The sequence below is a fragment of the Mesorhizobium sp. WSM4832 genome (assembly GCF_055811115.1).
Genome location: NZ_JBVVQH010000004.1, coordinates 1 through 18,162, shown reverse-complemented (window position 1 = coordinate 18,162; position 18,162 = coordinate 1). Strand labels below are relative to the sequence as shown.

General features: G+C 62.7%; 11 protein-coding genes, 2 tRNA genes and 1 pseudogene. 12 read left to right on the top strand and 2 right to left on the bottom strand.

The features are described from left to right. Positions 1-382 precede the first annotated feature (382 nt). The 3 genes and pseudogenes from AC0L2L_RS07125 (at position 383) to AC0L2L_RS07115 (ending at position 2,681) form a co-directional block, all read left to right on the top strand. Positions 383-1,123: an SDR family NAD(P)-dependent oxidoreductase gene (locus AC0L2L_RS07125; protein ID WP_473577132.1), complete on the top strand. Its 741-nt coding sequence runs from the start codon at positions 383-385 to the stop codon at positions 1,121-1,123. 262 nt (positions 1,124-1,385) lie between these two features. Continuing rightward, a pseudogene (locus AC0L2L_RS07120) lies at positions 1,386-1,727 on the top strand (ethanolamine utilization protein); the annotation flags it as partial. Positions 1,728-2,300: 573 nt separating this feature from the next. Then, complete coding sequence (locus tag AC0L2L_RS07115) at positions 2,301-2,681, top strand: hypothetical protein (protein ID WP_473577130.1); 381 nt, start codon at positions 2,301-2,303, stop codon at positions 2,679-2,681. Between the two features lie 131 nt (positions 2,682-2,812). On the opposite strand, the gene AC0L2L_RS07110 is transcribed toward AC0L2L_RS07115, so the two are convergent. Both AC0L2L_RS07110 and AC0L2L_RS07105 read right to left on the bottom strand, forming a co-directional pair. Continuing rightward, a complete protein-coding gene (locus AC0L2L_RS07110; RefSeq protein WP_473577127.1) occupies positions 2,813-4,711 on the bottom strand; it encodes a hypothetical protein in 1,899 nt (632 codons plus the stop codon). Positions 4,712-6,352: 1,641 nt separating this feature from the next. Beyond that, a tRNA-Asn gene (locus tag AC0L2L_RS07105) sits at positions 6,353-6,427 on the bottom strand. 210 nt (positions 6,428-6,637) lie between these two features. Here AC0L2L_RS07105 and AC0L2L_RS07100 point away from each other — a divergent pair. From AC0L2L_RS07100 to AC0L2L_RS07060, 9 genes are all read left to right on the top strand, one after another. Continuing rightward, the gene (locus AC0L2L_RS07100; protein ID WP_473577125.1) at positions 6,638-6,898 is read left to right on the top strand and encodes a hypothetical protein; all 261 of its coding nucleotides are present in this window, start codon (positions 6,638-6,640) and stop codon (positions 6,896-6,898) included. Positions 6,899-7,061: 163 nt separating this feature from the next. Beyond that, positions 7,062-7,135: transfer RNA gene (locus AC0L2L_RS07095), tRNA-Cys, on the top strand. Between the two features lie 91 nt (positions 7,136-7,226). Beyond that, positions 7,227-7,901 carry a protein-L-isoaspartate O-methyltransferase family protein gene (locus AC0L2L_RS07090; RefSeq protein ID WP_027167242.1) on the top strand — a complete coding sequence of 225 codons (675 nt, stop codon included), beginning with the start codon at positions 7,227-7,229 and terminating at the stop codon, positions 7,899-7,901. A 185-nt stretch (positions 7,902-8,086) separates the two neighbouring features. Further along, positions 8,087-9,466, top strand: coding sequence for a TolC family outer membrane protein (locus tag AC0L2L_RS07085; protein ID WP_473577123.1), 1,380 nt, complete (start codon positions 8,087-8,089; stop codon positions 9,464-9,466). Positions 9,467-9,735: 269 nt separating this feature from the next. Next, on the top strand, positions 9,736-10,560 hold the full coding sequence (locus tag AC0L2L_RS07080) for a PopZ family protein (protein ID WP_473577121.1): 825 nt from the start codon (positions 9,736-9,738) through the stop codon (positions 10,558-10,560). Between the two features lie 221 nt (positions 10,561-10,781). Further along, entirely contained in the window at positions 10,782-13,565 is a 2,784-nt protein-coding gene (locus AC0L2L_RS07075; protein ID WP_473577119.1) for a valine--tRNA ligase, read from the top strand. 362 nt (positions 13,566-13,927) lie between these two features. Further along, the gene (locus AC0L2L_RS07070; RefSeq protein ID WP_473577117.1) at positions 13,928-15,163 is read left to right on the top strand and encodes an outer membrane protein transport protein; all 1,236 of its coding nucleotides are present in this window, start codon (positions 13,928-13,930) and stop codon (positions 15,161-15,163) included. Positions 15,164-15,453: 290 nt separating this feature from the next. Further along, positions 15,454-17,178 carry a dihydroxy-acid dehydratase gene (gene ilvD, locus AC0L2L_RS07065; RefSeq protein ID WP_473577517.1) on the top strand — a complete coding sequence of 575 codons (1,725 nt, stop codon included), beginning with the start codon at positions 15,454-15,456 and terminating at the stop codon, positions 17,176-17,178. Further along, complete coding sequence (locus AC0L2L_RS07060; protein ID WP_027167248.1) at positions 17,165-17,992, top strand: tetratricopeptide repeat protein; 828 nt, start codon at positions 17,165-17,167, stop codon at positions 17,990-17,992. Before ilvD ends, AC0L2L_RS07060 begins: the two co-directional genes overlap by 14 nt. Positions 17,993-18,162: the final 170 nt, after the last annotated feature.

Below are 18,162 nucleotides of genomic sequence, written 5' to 3'. Positions count from 1 at the left end.
TTTCGGCGACATAGCCCGCATGGTCCACACCGCGAGGCAGCTTGACTTATCCAAGGGCTAGTCGGGCAGACGGTCGCGCGACAGTTTAGACATTCAGGAAGCATGGTTCCGGAAGGCCAGGAGATGGTGGCGCGCATGAGCTGGAGGCCGGTGGCTTCCAGCGTCCAGGACGAAGCAGCCATCGCTCCAGCGGATGACTGCCATGGCCGCCTTGTGAAATCATCGGGCGGTGTTCCTCCCCCTGCAACACGGTTTGGCATTTCTCGACACTAAGAGAGACCGATGTCGAACACCAAATTCCCGGGTCAGGCTGTCGAGCGGGTGTCGCATCCTACGCGAACCAGTTGGATGCCTGAACAAAGTTGGTGGAAAGGATGGACACATGATCGATCTGAACGGAAAGCGTGCATTGGTTACCGGAGGCTCGCGGGGCATCGGGGCCGCGATCGCGTTGGCACTGGCGGAGAACGGAGCCGACGTTGCATTTACTTACCAGCACTCCGCGGAGAAAGCCGATGCGGTGGTCAAGTCCATCGAAAGCAAGGGGCGTCGCGCAGTCGCCATCCAAGCCGACAGCGCCGACCCGGAAGCCATCGCGCGCTCCGTCAGCGAAGCCGTCTCGGCGCTAGGTGGAATCGATATCCTCGTCAACAGCGCGGCTGTCGGCCACACGGGAACGATCGCGGACATCGACGTGAATGACTATCAGGCCGTGATGGACGTCAACGTGCGAGCGCCAGTGCTGTTTGCGAAAGCAGTTATCCCGCATCTCATCGAAGGGGGACGCATTATCACGATCGGTTCGGCCTTGGGGGAGCGGGTTCCGTTCCCAGGCATAACGGCTTATGCGATGTCCAAGGCGGCGCTTACCTCCTTCACCCGCGGTCTTTCGCGCGAACTCGGCCCGAACGGCATCACCGTGAATCTTGTGCAGCCCGGGGCGACCAATACGGATGCAAATCCGGCCGATGGAGAGGCTGCCGATTTCCAGCGAAGCCTGACGTCTTTGGGACGCTACGCTGAGCCGCGCGAAGTCGCGAACGCTGTGGTCTTTCTGGCAAGTCCCGCTGCGAGCGTGATTACCGGCGCCATCCTGACCGCAGACGGGGGCGCAATCGCCTGAGCGGACTTGATGTTCGCGAGCAGGCCAAATCGCTCGCTGGAAGGTGTATCGAGCACGGCGTCGTCCAGGACTGCATGAGCCGAAACCGACCCTGCCCGTCGCATCAAGGCTCGGCGCTAACAGGGCCGGGCTGATGAACAGGTGAACCCGATTTACGAGGAGGACGAGGACGACATGGACGAGGCGGCCCTAAGGACTCTGCGTTAAGACGCAGGAATTCAAGCCAACCACTCAACCATACCATCTAGAAGGAACAATCCCCGTGAAGGTTCGCAAATTCACCATCACCGACGCGGCGTTGGAGCGTTCGCCGGGACAGGACGGAGACGTGTTCGTGGGCAATCTGGTCGACCAGCGCCATGCCTCCCCGATCACGATCGGGTACGGGCGCTATGGGCCGGATCAGACCATCGAGGAGACAATGGCCGTCGATGACGTGATGGTCGTCCTCGAGGGGCGGCTGTCGGTGTCCGGAAAGTCAGGCACCGTAAGCGCAGGGCCGGGCGAGATCGTCCATATGCCCAAAAGCCAGAAGGTCACGATCCGCTCGCACGAGCAAGGCGCGGTCACCGCCTACGTCACCTATCCCCACTGGCAGGAGGCACGGGGGGTAACCAAGCGAGTGCGCGATCGTGCGGACATCGGCGCTCGTATCCGGAATGCGAATGAGGTTTGCTCACCAAGGTCATGAAGTCTACCGCACCGCCGATCGGCAGGCGGCATGATCAGATCGTGTCCAAGCCTCGGTAGCGATCCATGGGTGATGCTGGCCATCGCGAATGCATGTCCTTGATACGCCGGATTCATCGACTAGTTAATCCCGTGGGCGCCGTAGTCGCAAGTTTGCTCAGGGGCAGCAGCGGTTTCCGACGTTCTGACCGCATGCCGCGGAAGGACGGCTGAGCCGACGCATTTTTTGGAGGCTGCCGTGCGTCAATCCCCTGGAGCCAGCTTGGCATATTTGGCATTTGCCTGCTCGATCGCGATAGCTTGTGCAGGGGCCGCAGCCGGTGGCCAGCGTGGCGGAGGGCAAGACGGTGGCGGCCGTCATGACCCTGGCAGCCATAACAACGGAGGCCACAACGGCAGCCCGCACAAAGGACCTAGCGGCGATCCCGGCGACCCCACCAGCGATCCACCATCGGTGGATGGGATCAGCACCATTACAACGGGGGCAGTGGCACCAACCACGGCCGCCAAAGCCGCCACCGGCGTCCCGTCCACAGACGGCGGACGGTCGCTGGACCTCCCGCCCGCCCTGCAGCCTCCCGAAGACAACACCATTCCACCAGCGGTCAATCCGATCGAAGCGGCGCCAGGCGTTCCCGATGACGTGGTTCGCGCCTGCCATGACGCAATCGAGCAGGCCGCCGCCCCGTTTGGCGCGGCCAGTGTGCGCGTCGTCAGCGCGGGTTCCATGCATCGGTTAAGCCGACATAGGATCTCGGCCCCCGTCCAGGTCAGCATCGACTATGTACGTCAAGACAGCGTGGAGACGCGTCAGGCGTCGGTCGGGTGCAAATTGAACGCGAAAGGCAGTGTGATCGGGCTGACGTAGCGCACAGCGCGGCGCCGACGAAGTCGAATTCATCCCGCCTGCTCCCGGTTTTCAGCAAGAGACCACGTGGTGATCTCTTGCAGGCTCAAGTGTGGTCGCAAGAGGCTGCGAGGGCGGGCACTCCATGGAACTCAATCCAACGTCGAGTGGCTCGGCCGGAGGGAAAAGGGAAGCGTGATAGAACGCACGCGGATCACCCGCGACGGGCTGCGAGCCTTGCTGCGCGTAGTCTTCTGGCTGACAGCCTTGACTTGGCCCGTGCCCGCCGATGGACGGCCAGAGCGCGGCTTCAGCGGCGGCTCGATCTGCGCGCTACGGCGGTCAGCCCTAAGTTGGTCATTGTCCGCGCGCGCGGCAGCAAGGTCGCGAGCTAGAGAAACAGTGGCTTCACGTTGCTTGTCCAGGGCCTCGTTCAGCCTGGTGACCTGCCCCAAAAGTGCTTGGGCCGCGCCGTGATCGAGACGGGCTTTATTGAGGTCCTCGGCTGATGCAGCGCGTTCCCGTGCCTGGGCCTGCGCCGTCTCGGCCGCGGTCTGCTCGGCACGTTCTCTGGCTGTGACTGCTTTGGTTCGTTCCTGTTCAGCCGCGTCGCGCTCGAGGCGGGCCTTGTTGAGATCCTCGCGGGTCGAGGCTGATGCAGCGCGTTCCCGTGCCAGGGTCTGTGCCGTCTCGGCCACGGCCTGCTCGGCACGTTCTCTGGCTGTGACTGCTTTGGTTCGTTCCTGCTCAGCCGCGTCGCGCTCGAGGCGGGCCTTGTTGAGATCCTCGCGGGTCGAAGCTGTTGCAGCGCGTTCCCGTGCCAGGGTCTGCGCCGTCTCGGCCGTGGTCTGCTCGGCACGTTCTCTCGCTGTGGCTGTTCCGGTCCGTTCCCGTTCAGTCATGTCCGAGGCTGCGGCCCTGGTCTGCTGCATTTCGGCGAGGTCGCCACGAAGAGCCGCCGACTTCCGGCGCTCCTCGTCGAGCATTCCGCTCGCTTGCGCCAGCGAAACCTCGGCCCTGGCGCGGTCCGCGGCGGCCTTGTCCTCAAGCTGTTCAATTTGCCCCCGCGCTTGCGATAGGTCGCGCGCCATCCGTTCGGTTCGCTGACGTTCAAGGCGAGCAGCGGGCATCTGGACAAACACATAGTTCATGGTTTCGCCCAGCAACGCACGGGCGTCTTGAGCGATCCACCGCAATGCATCGAGTGTGCGAGCTGCCGCGAGTTCGTTGCGCAAACGCTCCTCGCTGGCGTTGTCGGCGGCTGCCATGCTTGTCTTCAGCGCGTCGATCTGCCTGCGCGACTCAAGGAGCGCGCTCTGCAGAGAGGCGCTCCTGGCGCGCTCGCCCTCCATCGCCCGGTGTTCTTGTCCGGCCAATTCCCTCGCGGCGGCTGCTTGAGCAAGAGCTGCCTTGACCTGTGCCTTGGCCGCCGCGGGATCCGGGCCAAGCAATTCGACACGGGTGCGCTCATCTGCCTGCGCTGGTCCACGCATACCCGCTGCAGAACTGGCCGGAGGTTCGAAGGACCGCGAAAGATCGCCCTGGGCATGCGACATGGCGGGAGCACTTTCGACCTGGTTTTGTCTCGTCATCGCAAAGCCAAGCGGCACGACCAGGCAGATTATGGTGACGCCCAGGCGTGTCGCAAGACCGATCTGCCTGCGAACGGGAGGCGGTGAGGCCGTGGCGACGTTTGTCGTGGAAGGGAATGCATTGGGCAAGGCCCCGGGCGAGCTCTCGCTAGCTTCGGAGATTATGTCGAAATGCTCGGTCCGCACCCCGAACTGACGGTGGTTGGCATCCCGAGACCGGGTGTCCGGGTCTGAGGGCACGGCAGTCTGAGAAGAAGCAGGCTCGCCTGCCAGCTCGACCGGTCGTTCCCAAACCCAAGGAACCTCATCGACGGGGGTAGGCCTGTATTCGCTCAGATAGGGATTTGGTTTCAGGCGTCGCTGTCGCATTGCGATAAGGATACGCCGGAGCACGAGATAGACGCCCACCAATACAAATACCGTTATCCCGCCCAGGATGGCGAGATCTGCGTTGTTCATGTAAATTCCGGCAAGATCTGGCATCGCCGTGCTAGCCTTGGTGCTGGCTAAAGCCTCTGCTTACTCTCGAAGCTGTCACTGCTTCGGGTCCTCCAGTGCTGCGGATTCGTTGTTGCATAGCGGAACGCCGGTCGTGCGCTGACAGACATGCCGGCGCAGATGATTTCGGCTTGAAAACGAACTTGAAGATGCCGTGGCCGCCGTTCTCGGTCGCCAAGAGCGCGGCGCTCCGAACAGCCGACCTGCATTGCTCAACGCCCCGAGAGTCTCCCACGGTGCGCGCCATTCCGCCATTTTCGGAGTCTGGACGGTCCATCGTGAGCTTTAAGCTAGGTCACAGACCGCGGTGGTCAACGACCCCTTCGGCTAATGTAAGACGGCCGTTGTGATGCCAGCTCGTCGTGGCGGGGGGCTGACTTCGCCGGGATATGGAATGCCGAGCACGACACTTGTTCGCAGCGCGGGAAAAGCAGCGTGCCTCGACTGTGGCTCTGGCCGAGTACGCCATTTGTGTGTGGCTGACAGCCATATGGCGATGTCGTCGGCATGATCGATCTGAGCGACGGTAGCCATCAGTACCACTGCGTTTCGAGTAGATGCTATTATGCGTTTTGGACCATTGGACCGAGATGGCGAAAGGCGAGCCGCTCTTCACCGAGCCGCGCGCCTTTTGCTTTTGCATGACCGGGTAATCAAGCGCCTCGACCAAATCAACGACGGTGCCGATCTGGTCCTGAAGGCCGCGGCCGAGTTGGTCGAGGCTGCATTGGTCAAGCCTGATCGGCCGCCGATAAGACTACCAAGGGCCGACTGGCCTCTTGGGCTCTGATTGCCTCGCGCGCGAAGGAAGCGCAAAGAACGCCCGGAAGGAATGTCTTCGTCTGGGTCGCCTGAGAAGCGCAGACGCTGGATGTGCCCATAGTGCAGCGGCCCGGCCGGCTGCGGGGGGTAGCACGAACCGGGCCTGACCGGCGGGGGGCACACGGATACATGGCGCCGGCTGAAGGCTATTATAACTCCCGTCCCGGCCATCCATATGCTTGCACAACGAGGTATGTCGGACAAGTAATGCGTGTATTAGTACACCCTAATTAGTACCGTGGATGAACTGTCTCATATTGGGAAAATTATCCATGGCGCAGAACTTGCGTGTTCACAGCGTAATAGCTCGGGGGGGCGGCCGCACCTCTCCTCCGGCTATGCCCTCTGCTTTGCATGGGGTGCCCACCGCTGCCGTGAATGGGGCGGTGGGCTAAAGCCTTTTCCCATAAGCCATGGCTTATGGAATGTTCGCCACGTTCTCCCACAGCGAGGCACGGCATGAACGAGATCGAGGTCGAGGGTGTCGGCACCTATCGCTTGCAAAGCGAATGGCAGTACGGGCGCCTCGCGTGGCCAAGTTCATCGTTACGGCCGACACGATGGTCGCGATGGCACAATCGACAGGAGCAGGGGAAGCAGCGGACCGGCTGCTAGGCAAGTCGCATTCGCCGATAAACTGAAAGGTCAATCCTCGGGTTGACTGGCGGCCCGCTGCCATGGTGGCGGGCTTTTTGCGTTCTAGCAAACCCGATCGCCGTACATATACCGTACATCAGCCGATTTTTCGGCCTTTTCACGTTATGCTAGGTTTGGAAAACTTGGCTCCCCGGGCCGGATTCGAACCAGCGACCAACCGGTTAACAGCCGGTTGCTCTACCACTGAGCTACCGGGGAACGGAGGCTCTGATGTGAGTGGCGCAGCCTATAGCAAACACCTTTCACCTTTGCAAAGAAGCAATTCGCAATTTTTCTCCAGTTTTTAATGCGGCTATTTGTGGCATCGTTTCGGCATGCCCACATATGAAGGGCTTCACACCGGCACGGAACAAAGCTGTCGGTTGTCGCCTTTTGGTATGGCTTCGCCAGCAGTGGGATTGGTTTTGAATGACGGCAGCGGACGACAACGGCGCCCCGGCGCGGAAGATCACGGTTTTCGGCCGCGAATTCTCCATGCCCCGGTCACGCGGCTGGCGAATCGCGATCGGCATGCTGCTTACCCTTGGCGGACTTCTGGGCTTTCTGCCGATTCTCGGTTTCTGGATGGTTCCGCTCGGTCTCCTGGTTCTATCCTATGAATTCGCGATGATCCGGCGCCACCGGCGGCGTTTCGTCGTCTGGTGGGAGCGACGGCGCCGGCCCGACTGAGAGCCTTGGCGGCTGCGCCGCAGCGATGCCGAACCTGTCTCAACCGATTGGTAATCACCACTTTCGCCGCTCCATGCGAAAGCGTCGGGAATGACGCGCGGGCGCTTGACGACCTTTGAGCACCAACATAATGAGTTCGCTCGGAACGCCGGGAGCATTGCGAGGCCTCGTGGCGGAGTGGTTACGCAGAGGACTGCAAATCCTTGCACCCCGGTTCGATTCCGGGCGAGGCCTCCAGATGCTTGCGGGCTCCAGCGCAACCGCGCCGGAGCGGGGTTCCGGTCGAAATTGAGCCGCGCATTTGGCGCGGGGAGCGGATTGTTGGGACATGAGCGCTGATTTCTCCGAACGCCGCGTGAAAATGGTCGACGGCCAGGTCCGCACCACCGATGTAACCAGCGCGCCGCTCATCGAAGCGATGCTCGCCGTCCCGCGCGAGGCCTTTGTCGGCCCCGGACAGCAGGATCTGGCCTATATCGATGAAGACATCCGTATCTCGGATGGCGCCAACGGCGCCGGCGCGCGCTACCTGATGGAGCCGTCGCCGCTCGCCAAGCTGCTGCAACTGGCCGAAATCGACGCCGGCGATTCGGTGCTCGACGTCGGTTGCGGCACCGGCTATTGCGCGGCGCTGCTGTCCCGGCTTGCGCGTTCAGTCGTCGCGCTGGAGAGCGATCCCGCGCTGGCGGAGGCCGCGAAAACCACGCTCTCCAGCCTTGGCTGCCAGAACGTCACGGTGGTGACCGGACCGCTGCCGCAAGGACACGCCGCCAACGGACCTTACAACGTCATCTTCATCGGCGGCAGTGTCGAGGAAGTGCCGCCGGCGCTGCTCGACCAGCTTGCCGAAGAGGGACGCCTGGTTGCAGTCGAAGGGCGCGGCAACTCTGGCGTGGCCCGGCTGTTTTTCAAGGCAGGGGGGGTTGTAACCGGAAGACGGGCCTTTAATGCGGCAATTAAGCCACTACCGGGCTTCGAACGTGCTCACGCGTTTGAATTCTGAGCGTTTTTGCCTTGCAGCGAAGGCACTTACATGGTCGCTTGCGCCGAACAGTCGTTGCTGATTGGTTAACCGGGAGTTATCGGGATGCTGTCAGCGGGGGAACGATAAACAACGCGGCGCCGGCTGATCTGTAAGGGTGGGCTGACGTGGCGTGGTTCCCATGCAAAACGAATGAGGGATATAACGTGCCGTCCGTACGCAAGAAAATTTTAGCAGCTATCCTCGTTTCCGCCACGGCACTATCGCCGCTGGCGGCCTCCGCCGAGACCATTACGGGCGCTCTCGCCAAAGCCTACCAGTACAATTCGCAGCTCAACGCCGCTCGAGCCGGCGTGCGCGTCACCGATGAAGGCGTGGCCATCGCCAAGTCGGGCTGGCGCCCGACCGTCACGGGTTCGAGCAGCATCGACTACACCAGCACCCACGCGCAGGGCGCCACCCAGAACATAACCACGGGCAGCTTCGGCGTGCAGATCAACCAGACGCTGTTCGACGGCTTTCAGACTAGGAACAACGTCGCCGCCGCCGAATCGCAGGTGAGGGCTTCGGTCGAAAGCCTGCGCAACACCGAAGAGAACATCCTGTTCAACGCGGCAAGCGCCTATATGGATGTGATTCGCGACCGCCAGGTCGCGGCGCTGACCGCGCAGAACCTGCAATTCCTAACCGAGCAGGCGCGCGCCGCCCGCTCGCGTTTCGAGGTCGGCGAGGGCACCCGCACCGACGTCGCCCAGGCCGATGCCTCGCGCGCCACGGCCGTGGCTCAGTTGAGCGCCGCCCGCGCGACGGCGCTGGCGAGCGCCGCCACCTATCACCAGATCGTCGGCGACGAGCCGGGCAAGCTCAAGGCGGCCTCGCCGCTGGGTAAGCTGTTGCCGGGGAGCGTCGATTCGGCCCTAACCATTGCTTCCGCCGAACATCCGGCCATCCTTGCCACGCAGCATCTGGTCGATGCGGCGGCGTTCTCGGTGAAATCCTCGGAAGGCGCGCTGCTGCCGCAAGTGACGGCCTCCGCCGGCATTTCGGACAATTACAGCCACTCCGTTCCTGATATCAGGGGCACCAACGGCACTTCGACCTCAGCCAATATCGGCGCCACGCTGACCATTCCGATCTATTCGGGCGGCAGGACCTCGGCGCTGGTGCGGCAAGGCAAGGAATCACTGAGCCAGGCCCGTATCCAGGTCGATGTCAGCCGTGACCAGGTGCGCCAGGCCGTAGTGTCGGCCTGGACGCAATATGTCGCCGCGCGCGAAAGCGTGGATGCCAACAGGCAGGTGATCGATGCCGCGCAACTGGCGCTCAACGGCGTCATCGAGGAGCGCAATGTCGGCCAGCGCACCACGCTCGACGTGTTGAACGCGCAGAACGCGGTCATCACCGCCAAGATCAACCAGGCGAGCTCCGAGCGCGACGTGGTCGTGGCGAGCTACGCCATCCTGTCGGCGATGGGCCGGCTGTCGGTCGATCGTCTTGGCTTGGGGGTCACCAAGTACAAGCCAGAAGAGCATTACAACGCCGTCAAGGACAAATGGTACGGCCTGCGCACGCCTGACGGGCGCTGATTTCCGAATACCGGCTTCCGGCGAACGCCGCGTGTCCCATGGACGCGCGGCGTTTGTCTTTGTGGACGGCGCGGCTCATCGGGCCGCACGGCGCCTAATCTGTTGAAATCCAAGGAGTACCCAGATTGGGGATTCTCGGATGACGATCGGTCGGTTACGCTGTCGATATTGATTCGAATTCCGGCCCGGGCAGGACCGGAATTCTTGAACAGGTCAGTTCTTGACCAGGTCAGGTCCTTGAACAGGTCACTTGGGCGGCGGATGTGACGATGGCGACGGCAAGCAGCGCGCAGCGCGAACCTTCCATGGAAGAGATACTGGCTTCCATCCGAAGGATCATCGAAGACAGCGATACCGGGCGCAAGCAGCCGGCCGAGGCCGGTGAGCTGCGCCAGGATCTGGAACCGGCCGCGGCTGCCGTGCCCCCCGCTACTTTGCCAAATGTCGACGTCGACGCCTTTCGGTCCGAATTGCATGCCGATGCCGGCCCCCGCAAGCCGGTGACGCTGGCGGAAGTCCAGGCCCAGCTCGCAGCGGTCGATCCGGTGCCTACACGCGCCGAGGCTCGCCCCGAGCCGGTGAAAGCCGCGCCGACGACGCTGGCGGAGGTCGGGGCCAGGAGCGCTGCCGAGCCGAGCGCGCCAGTGGCCACGAGCAAGCCCGCCGTGGCAAACGCACCGCAGAACGCCGAGACCATTGTTGCCGATTGGCGGCGGGAAATCGCGGCAGCGGGCGGCAGCACGGTCACCGCGAAACCGGCCGTCCGGGTCCCGGAGGCCGCTCAGCGGGTGGAGATCGAGAGAGAGGAGCCGACGGCGGAAGCTTCCGCGCATGCCGACGCTCCCCAGGCATCCGCATCGGAGGCTCAGCCGGCTCGGCCTGCGATCCTTTCCGAGCATACGGGCAGGCAGGTTGCCGCCTCCTTTGGCGAGCTTTCCGACGCATTTGCCAGCCGCGGCAAGAAGAGCTTCGATGAAATGGCCGAGGAGATGCTGCGGCCGATGCTGCAGGATTGGCTCGACAACAACCTGCCGACGCTGGTCGAAAGGCTGGTGCGCGAGGAGATCGAGCGCGTGGCGCGCGGGGCGCAGTAAGCTGCCGCAATACGCAGGCTGAAAAGCACCGCCTTCGCGGCGATGCTTCGTTCAAGTGTTCGGGGAGCGGTGCTGCCCGCTCGGCCGGCTCCGTTCATCCGGCATTGCCGCTGGTCGCGCGCAGGCCTATCTGTGGGAGCGATCGCTGCTCTCGCGGTTGACTCGGCCAAGGCCTTCCGATTTACACCGGACGCTTGTTCCCGACAGTTCGGACTTCCTCCATGCTTGAAAAGACCTACGACGCCAAAACCGTCGAGCCGAAGATCGCCAAAATCTGGGAAGAGGCCGATGCCTTCCGGGCCGGCGCGGGCGCGGAGGAGGGGGCCGAAGCCTTCACCATCGTCATCCCGCCGCCGAACGTCACCGGTTCGCTGCATATGGGGCATGCGCTCAACAACACGCTGCAGGACATTCTCGTGCGCTTCGAGCGCATGCGCGGCAAGAACGTGCTTTGGCAGCCCGGCATGGACCATGCCGGCATCGCCACGCAGATGGTGGTCGAGCGCCAGCTCATGGAAAAGCAGATCCACCGCCGCGATCTCACGCGTGAGCAGTTCATCGAGAAAGTCTGGGAGTGGAAGGCCGAATCCGGCGGCGCGATCTTCAACCAGCTGAAGCGGCTCGGCGCCTCGGCGGACTGGTCGCGCGAACGCTTCACCATGGACGAAGGCCTGTCCAAGGCGGTGCTGGAAGTCTTCGTCACGCTCTACAAGGAAGGTCTCATCTACAAGGACAAGCGCCTTGTGAATTGGGACCCCAAGCTGCTTACCGCCATTTCCGACCTCGAGGTCGAGCAGCACGAGGTCAACGGCAATCTCTGGCATTTCCGCTATCCGATCGACGGCGAGGCGTTCGACCCGCAGAATCCTAAGACCTTCATCACGGTCGCGACGACGCGCCCCGAGACGATGCTCGGCGACACGGCCGTGGCCGTGCATCCCGACGACGAGCGCTTCACCGATCTGGTCGGCCGCAACGTCGTGCTGCCGATCGTCGGCCGCAAGATACCGATTGTCACCGACGAGTATTCCGATCCGGAAAAAGGGTCCGGCGCGGTCAAGATCACGCCGGCGCATGACTTCAACGATTTCGAGGTCGGCAAGCGCCACAAGCTGCCGGCGATCAACATCCTGACGGTCGAAGCAGCCGTCAAGCTGAAGGACAATGAGGATTTCCTCGCCGGTCTCGAGGTCACGCCGGAGCGCCAGGCCGTCTGGGACGAGCTCGACGGGCTCGACCGTTTCGTCGCGCGCAAGAAGATCGTCGAGCTGATGGAGGCGGGCGGGTTCCTCGACAAGGTCGAGCCGTACCGGCATACCGTGCCGCATGGCGACCGCGGCGGCGTGCCGATCGAGCCGTTCCTGACCGAGCAATGGTATGCCAACGCCGCCGAACTCGCCAAGCCGGCGATCGCCTCGGTGCGCGAGGGCCGTACCAACTTCGTGCCGAAGAACTGGGAAAAGACCTATTTCGACTGGATGGAAAACATCCAGCCCTGGTGCATTTCGCGCCAGCTCTGGTGGGGTCACCAGATCCCGGCCTGGTACGGGCCCGACGGGCATGTCTTCGTCGAAAAGACCGAGGAAGAGGCGCTCGCCGCCGCCATTGAATATTACCTGGCGCTGGAAGGGCCGTGGAAAGCCTGGGTCGAGGACAGGCTGGAGAATTTCCAGCCAGGCGAGATCCTGACCCGCGACGAGGATGTGCTCGACACCTGGTTCTCCTCGGCGCTTTGGCCGTTCTCGACGCTCGGCTGGCCCGACCAGACGCCGGAACTCAAGACCTATTACCAGACCGACGTGCTGGTGACCGGGTTCGACATCATCTTCTTCTGGGTCGCCCGCATGATGATGATGGGCCTGCATTTCATGCCTGAGGAGCCGTTCCACACCGTCTATGTGCACGCGCTGGTGCGCGACAAGAACGGGCAGAAGATGTCGAAGTCGAAAGGCAACGTCATCGATCCGCTCGAGCTGATCGACGAATATGGCGCCGATGCGCTGCGCTTCACGCTGACCGTGATGGCGGCGCAGGGCCGCGACGTGAAGCTCGATCCGGCGCGCATCGCCGGCTACCGCAATTTCGGCACCAAGCTGTGGAACGCGACGCGCTTCGCCGAGATGAACGAGGTGGCGCGCAACGACGAGTTCTGGCTGAACGACGCCAGGCTGCCGGTCAACCGCTGGATCCTGACGGAATTGACGCGTGCGGCGAGCGCGGTCACCGAGGGCATCACCAGCTATCGTTTCAACGAGGCGGCGGGCGCCGCCTACCGCTTCGTCTGGAACCTGTTCTGCGACTGGTATCTGGAACTGTTGAAGCCGGTGTTCATGGGCACGGACGAGGCCGCCAAGGCCGAGAGCAGGGCCTGTGTCGCCTTCGTTCTGGACGAGATCTACAAGCTTCTGCACCCGATGATGCCGTTCATGACCGAGGAGCTGTGGGCGCAGACCGCGGGCGAGGGCAAGGAGCGCTCCTCGCTGCTTTGCCATGCCGCCTGGCCATCGCCAGACTTCGAGGACGACGAGGCGGCCGGCGACATCAACTGGCTGGTCGATCTCGTCTCGGGCATCCGCTCGGTGCGTTCGGAAATGAACGTGCCGCCGGCGGCCATTGCGCCGCTGATGGTGATCGGCGCCAACACCCTCACGCAGGAGCGGCTGGAGCGTCACGCCCAGGCGATCAAGCGGCTGGCGCGCGTCGGCGATATTGCATTGGTCGATGCGCCGCCCAAGGGCTCGGCCCAGATCGTGCTCAACGAGGCGACGGTGAGCCTGCCGCTCGGCAGCCTGATCGACCTCCAGGCGGAGGCCGCGCGGCTGCAGAAGGAACTGGCCAAGGTGACCGAAGAGATCGCCCGCCTGCACAAGAAGCTTTCGAACGAGAAGTTCGTCGCCAACGCGCCGGAAGAGGTGGTCGAGGCCGAGCGCGAGAAACTCGCCGAATACCGCGAGGCGCAAGAGAAGCTTTCTGTGGCTTTGACCAGGGTCCGCGACGCTGGCTGATCGGCCAAGATTCGCGCGTTTTAGGAGCTGCTTAAAGGCTGCTTCGTTGCCCCGCAAACAGGCGTTCCGCAGCGTTAATTTTGACGTAAACGGAAAGTTTTGGCCCCATTGTTGCCATAATGTAACAATGGGGCCTCTCAGCCCCAAAATCGGCTGTTTTTGCCCTGTTTTGGGTGGTTTTTTCGGATTTCTTCGACCGTTTGGCATCGGTTGTCGCGATTTAGGCGCTGATTGCGGCGCCGGTCACCTTGGCAAAAATACGCCCTGTCAAGATGTACATGTACAGCCCTTGAAAACATTGTTGCGTCGTTAACCCGAATTGGTTCTAGCTTGAGCCACTTGTATTTTGGGGAGGGATTTCCATGAACATTTTGCGGCTCAAGGCTCTGGCGGGGGCAGGCTGCTTTTCGATCGCCCTGATCGGCGCAGCGATGCATCCCGCGCATGCCGGCGGCCTGGAGCGCGGCGGCTACGACATCGACCTGCTGTTCGATCCGGCGCCGGTCGCGACGGAGGCGGAAGCGACCTATGTGATGCCCGACCGCAAGTATAAGAATGCACTTGGTCCGGGAGGCGTCAATCTAGGCTTGAGCAGTACGGCAGATGGAGCGGAGCCTTATTGGGTGCCGCGCATCGGCGTCAAAGCCCAGGTTGTCCAGGGCGTCGACTGCATGGTCGACTACTCGCAGCCTTGGGGTGCACATACTGCGCCGGGTAGTAACTGGAACGGCGCGGTTTCAAACATTGAAACTGACATCAAGAGCGAAAACTACGCCGCGACCTGCTCCTACAAGTTTGACGCGGGCAAAGGCCAGCTTCGGTTCCTCGGCGGTGTCTTCTACCAGAAGGTCTACGGCTTCAAGGAAGGTCTAACCGACATCGGCTTTGGCCCCATGGTCGGGCGTGTCGATCTTGACAGCAGCGGTTGGGGGTGGCGTGCGGGCATCGCGTATGAAATCCCAGACATCGCATTGCGCGCTAGCCTGGTTTACAATTCGCAGGTGAAGCTCGACAACATTACCGGCACCTTGGACATCGGTGGCATCGTCTCCACCCCGATCTACGGTCCAACCGAGTCCATGCCGGACTCGCTCGAACTGAAACTGCAGTCGGGCATCGCGCCCGGCTGGCTCGCTTTCGGCTCGATTAAATGGGTGAATTGGAGCGTTCTGCAGATTGTTCCGATTTGTACAGAGCAGTCGAAGGCGCTAGGTGCCGCCTGCAACAGTGGAGTGACGAACCCGGCTATCAGGCCGACTTCGCTTGACCTGATGTATCGTGACGGCTGGACTGTTTCGGGCGGCATTGGCCACAAATTCAATGACGAATGGAGTGCTGCCGGCCAACTTACTTGGGATCGCGGCACCTCGCATGGCTATGGGGTCCAAACTGATACCTGGACGCTCGGCGGCGGTGTTGCCTACACGCCTCGGCCAAACATCGAGCTTCGCTTGGCCGGTGCTATCGGCGTTATGACCAGCGGCCATTCTGGAACGCTTACCGACGAAAATGGCTTCGTCGCGGGCGAAGACGCTACCTATGACGTCGGCAACGATCTGGTCACGGCGCTTTCAGGTGGAATCAAGATCAAGTTCTAAGTTTCTGAAAATTCAACGAAAAGGCCGGCATCGCCCGGCCTTTTTTCGTTGTGTGACTGATGCTTTGGCCTCGTCTCTCCGCTCGATGTTGCAGATTCGCTGCACAGCCGGCGCCTCATACGATAGTGACGTTTTGGCAACAGTTTATGAACAACCCCCGCGCTAAAGGTCAGGCCGAGGGAACCGCCCATTTCCCGCCATAAACCCGGAGCAACCCGGAGAGGTCTCGGGATGCGCGCCAGTTTGGCCCGGCGATGGGACCGGCCGCGGGGTGTGCGGCAAGGACAATGATGGACGCCAAGGTAATCTCCAAGGCCAAGCTGCCGAGCCGCTACGTGACCGAAGGTCCGGCACGCGCGCCGCATCGCTCGTATCTCTATGCCATGGGCCTGTCGGCGGCCGAGATCGCGCAGCCGCTCGTCGGTGTCGCCAGCTGCTGGAACGAGGCGGCTCCCTGCAACATCTCGCTGATGCGCCAGGCGCAAGTGGTCAAGAAGGGCGTTGCGGCCGCCAACGGCACGCCGCGCGAGTTCTGCACCATCACCGTCACCGACGGCATCGCCATGGGCCACCAGGGCATGAAGTCGTCGCTGGTGTCGCGCGAAGTCATCGCCGATTCGGTCGAGCTCACCATGCGGGGCCATTGCTACGATGCCCTTGTCGGGCTCGCCGGCTGCGACAAGTCGCTTCCCGGCATGATGATGGCGATGGTGCGCCTCAACGTGCCGTCGATCTTCATCTATGGCGGCTCGATCCTGCCCGGCAGCTATCGCGGCCGGCAGATCACCGTGCAGGACGTGTTCGAGGCGGTCGGCCAGCATTCGGTCGGCACAATCTCGGATGCCGAGCTGCTCGAGATCGAGCAGGTTGCCTGTCCTTCGGCCGGCTCTTGCGGCGCCCAGTTCACCGCCAACACCATGGCGACCGTTGCTGAAGCAATCGGCCTGGCGCTGCCCTATTCCTGTGGCGCGCCGGCGCCATACGAAATGCGCGACCGCTTCAATTTCGCCTCCGGCGAAAAGGTCATGGAGCTGATCGCCAAGAACATCCGGCCGCGCGACATCGTCACGCTGAAGGCGCTGGAGAATGCCGCGACTGTCGTGTCAGCCACCGGCGGCTCGACCAACGCGGCGCTGCATTTGCCGGCGATCGCGCATGAGGCCGGCATCAAGTTCGACCTGTTCGACGTGGCGGCGATCTTCGAGAAGACGCCTTATATCGCCGACCTCAAGCCGGGCGGCAAATATGTCGCCAAGGACATGTTCGAGGCCGGCGGCATTCCGTTGCTGATGAAGACGCTGCTCGACCACGGCTATCTGCATGGCGACTGCATGACGGTCACTGGCCGCACTTTGGCCGAAAATATGGAGCACGTTTCCTGGAATGAGAGCCAGGATGTTGTGCGTCCCGCCGATCGGCCAATCACCAAGACAGGCGGCGTTGTGGGCTTGAAGGGCAACCTTGCCCCAGAAGGCGCGATCGTGAAGATCGCGGGCATGTCGGAACTGAAATTCTCAGGCCCGGCGCGCTGCTTCGATTCGGAAGAGGAGTGCTTCGAAGCGGTCACGCAGCGCAACTACCTTGAAGGCGAGGTTCTCGTCATCCGCTACGAGGGGCCGCGCGGCGGTCCGGGCATGCGCGAGATGCTGTCGACGACGGCGGCGCTCTACGGCCAGGGCATGGGCGGCAAGGTTGCGCTGATCACCGACGGACGTTTCTCCGGCGCCACGCGCGGCTTCTGCATCGGCCATGTCGGGCCGGAGGCTGCGGTCGGCGGGCCGATCGGGCTGATCAAGGATGGCGACGTGATCTCGATCGACGCCCTGAAAGGCACGATCGAAGTGGCCCTGTCGGACGCCGAGCTGGCGGCCCGGGCAAAGAGTTGGAAGGCGCGCAAGACCGACTACCAGTCCGGCGCGATCTGGAAATATGCGCAGACCGTAGGGTCGGCCCGCGATGGCGCGGTGACCCATCCGGGTGCCGCCAAAGAAACGCACTGCTATGCGGACATCTGAGGTGTTGAGGTCGTTTGTCTTGCCGGCACTGGTCGCGATTGCGACCTTGGGAGCCGCCGGGCAGGCCATGGCCTTCGACGACAAGGTGTTCGACGACAAGACCGGCGTGAAGCCGCAGTCGAGTCCGTGGGCGGTGTTCCAGTTCGGCTTTTCCGCCTACAAGAACGGCCACAAGGACCAGGCGGTCGAGGCCTATAAATATGCCGCCGAGAATGGCCAGATCGGCGCCACCTGGAAGCTTGCGCGCATGTATGCCCAAGGCGACGGCGTGGCGCGCGACGACTATGCGGCCTTCAAGTTCTTCTCGGAGATCGTCGACCAGGATGTCGAGCCCGGCTCGCCGGAGGAAAGCTATGTCTCGGACGCGCTTGTCGCGCTCGGCGACTATCTGCGCAAAGGCATTCCAGGCAGCCCGGTCGAGGAAAACGAGGTCGCCGCGCAGGAATATTACATGCGCGCCGCCGCCAACTACCGCAACCCGAACGCCCAGTTCGAGATCGGCCAGATGTTCCTCAAGGGCGAGGGCGGCGTGAAGGCCAGCGTCAAGCAGGCCGGCCGCTGGCTGCAGCTGGCGGCCGAGAAGGGCCATGCCGGCGCGCAGGCGACGCTCGGCAATCTTCTGTTCCAGAGCGGCAAGGTCGTGCGCGGCCTGGCGATGATGACGGCGGCGCTGCAGCGGGCTCCGGTGGCCGACCAGCCCTGGATCCGCAACATGCAGGAAGAGGCTTTCGCCGCGGCCGGCGAGGCCGATCGCCGGACCGCGATCTCGCTCGCCGACGACATCCTGACCAAGGGCAATAACGGCGACCAGTGAGCGCAGGTTTGGCGATAGCGTGCGTGGTAGCTTGGCGCATGCATTGTCTAGTGTAGCGCTGGTCAACCCCCACTCCGTCTCGGCTTCGCCGAGTGTCCAGCCGATAGATGGGTAACACTTTGAACCGGATACATAGGTAACAGTTTTCCCCCTTATGATGGGTTCGCCGC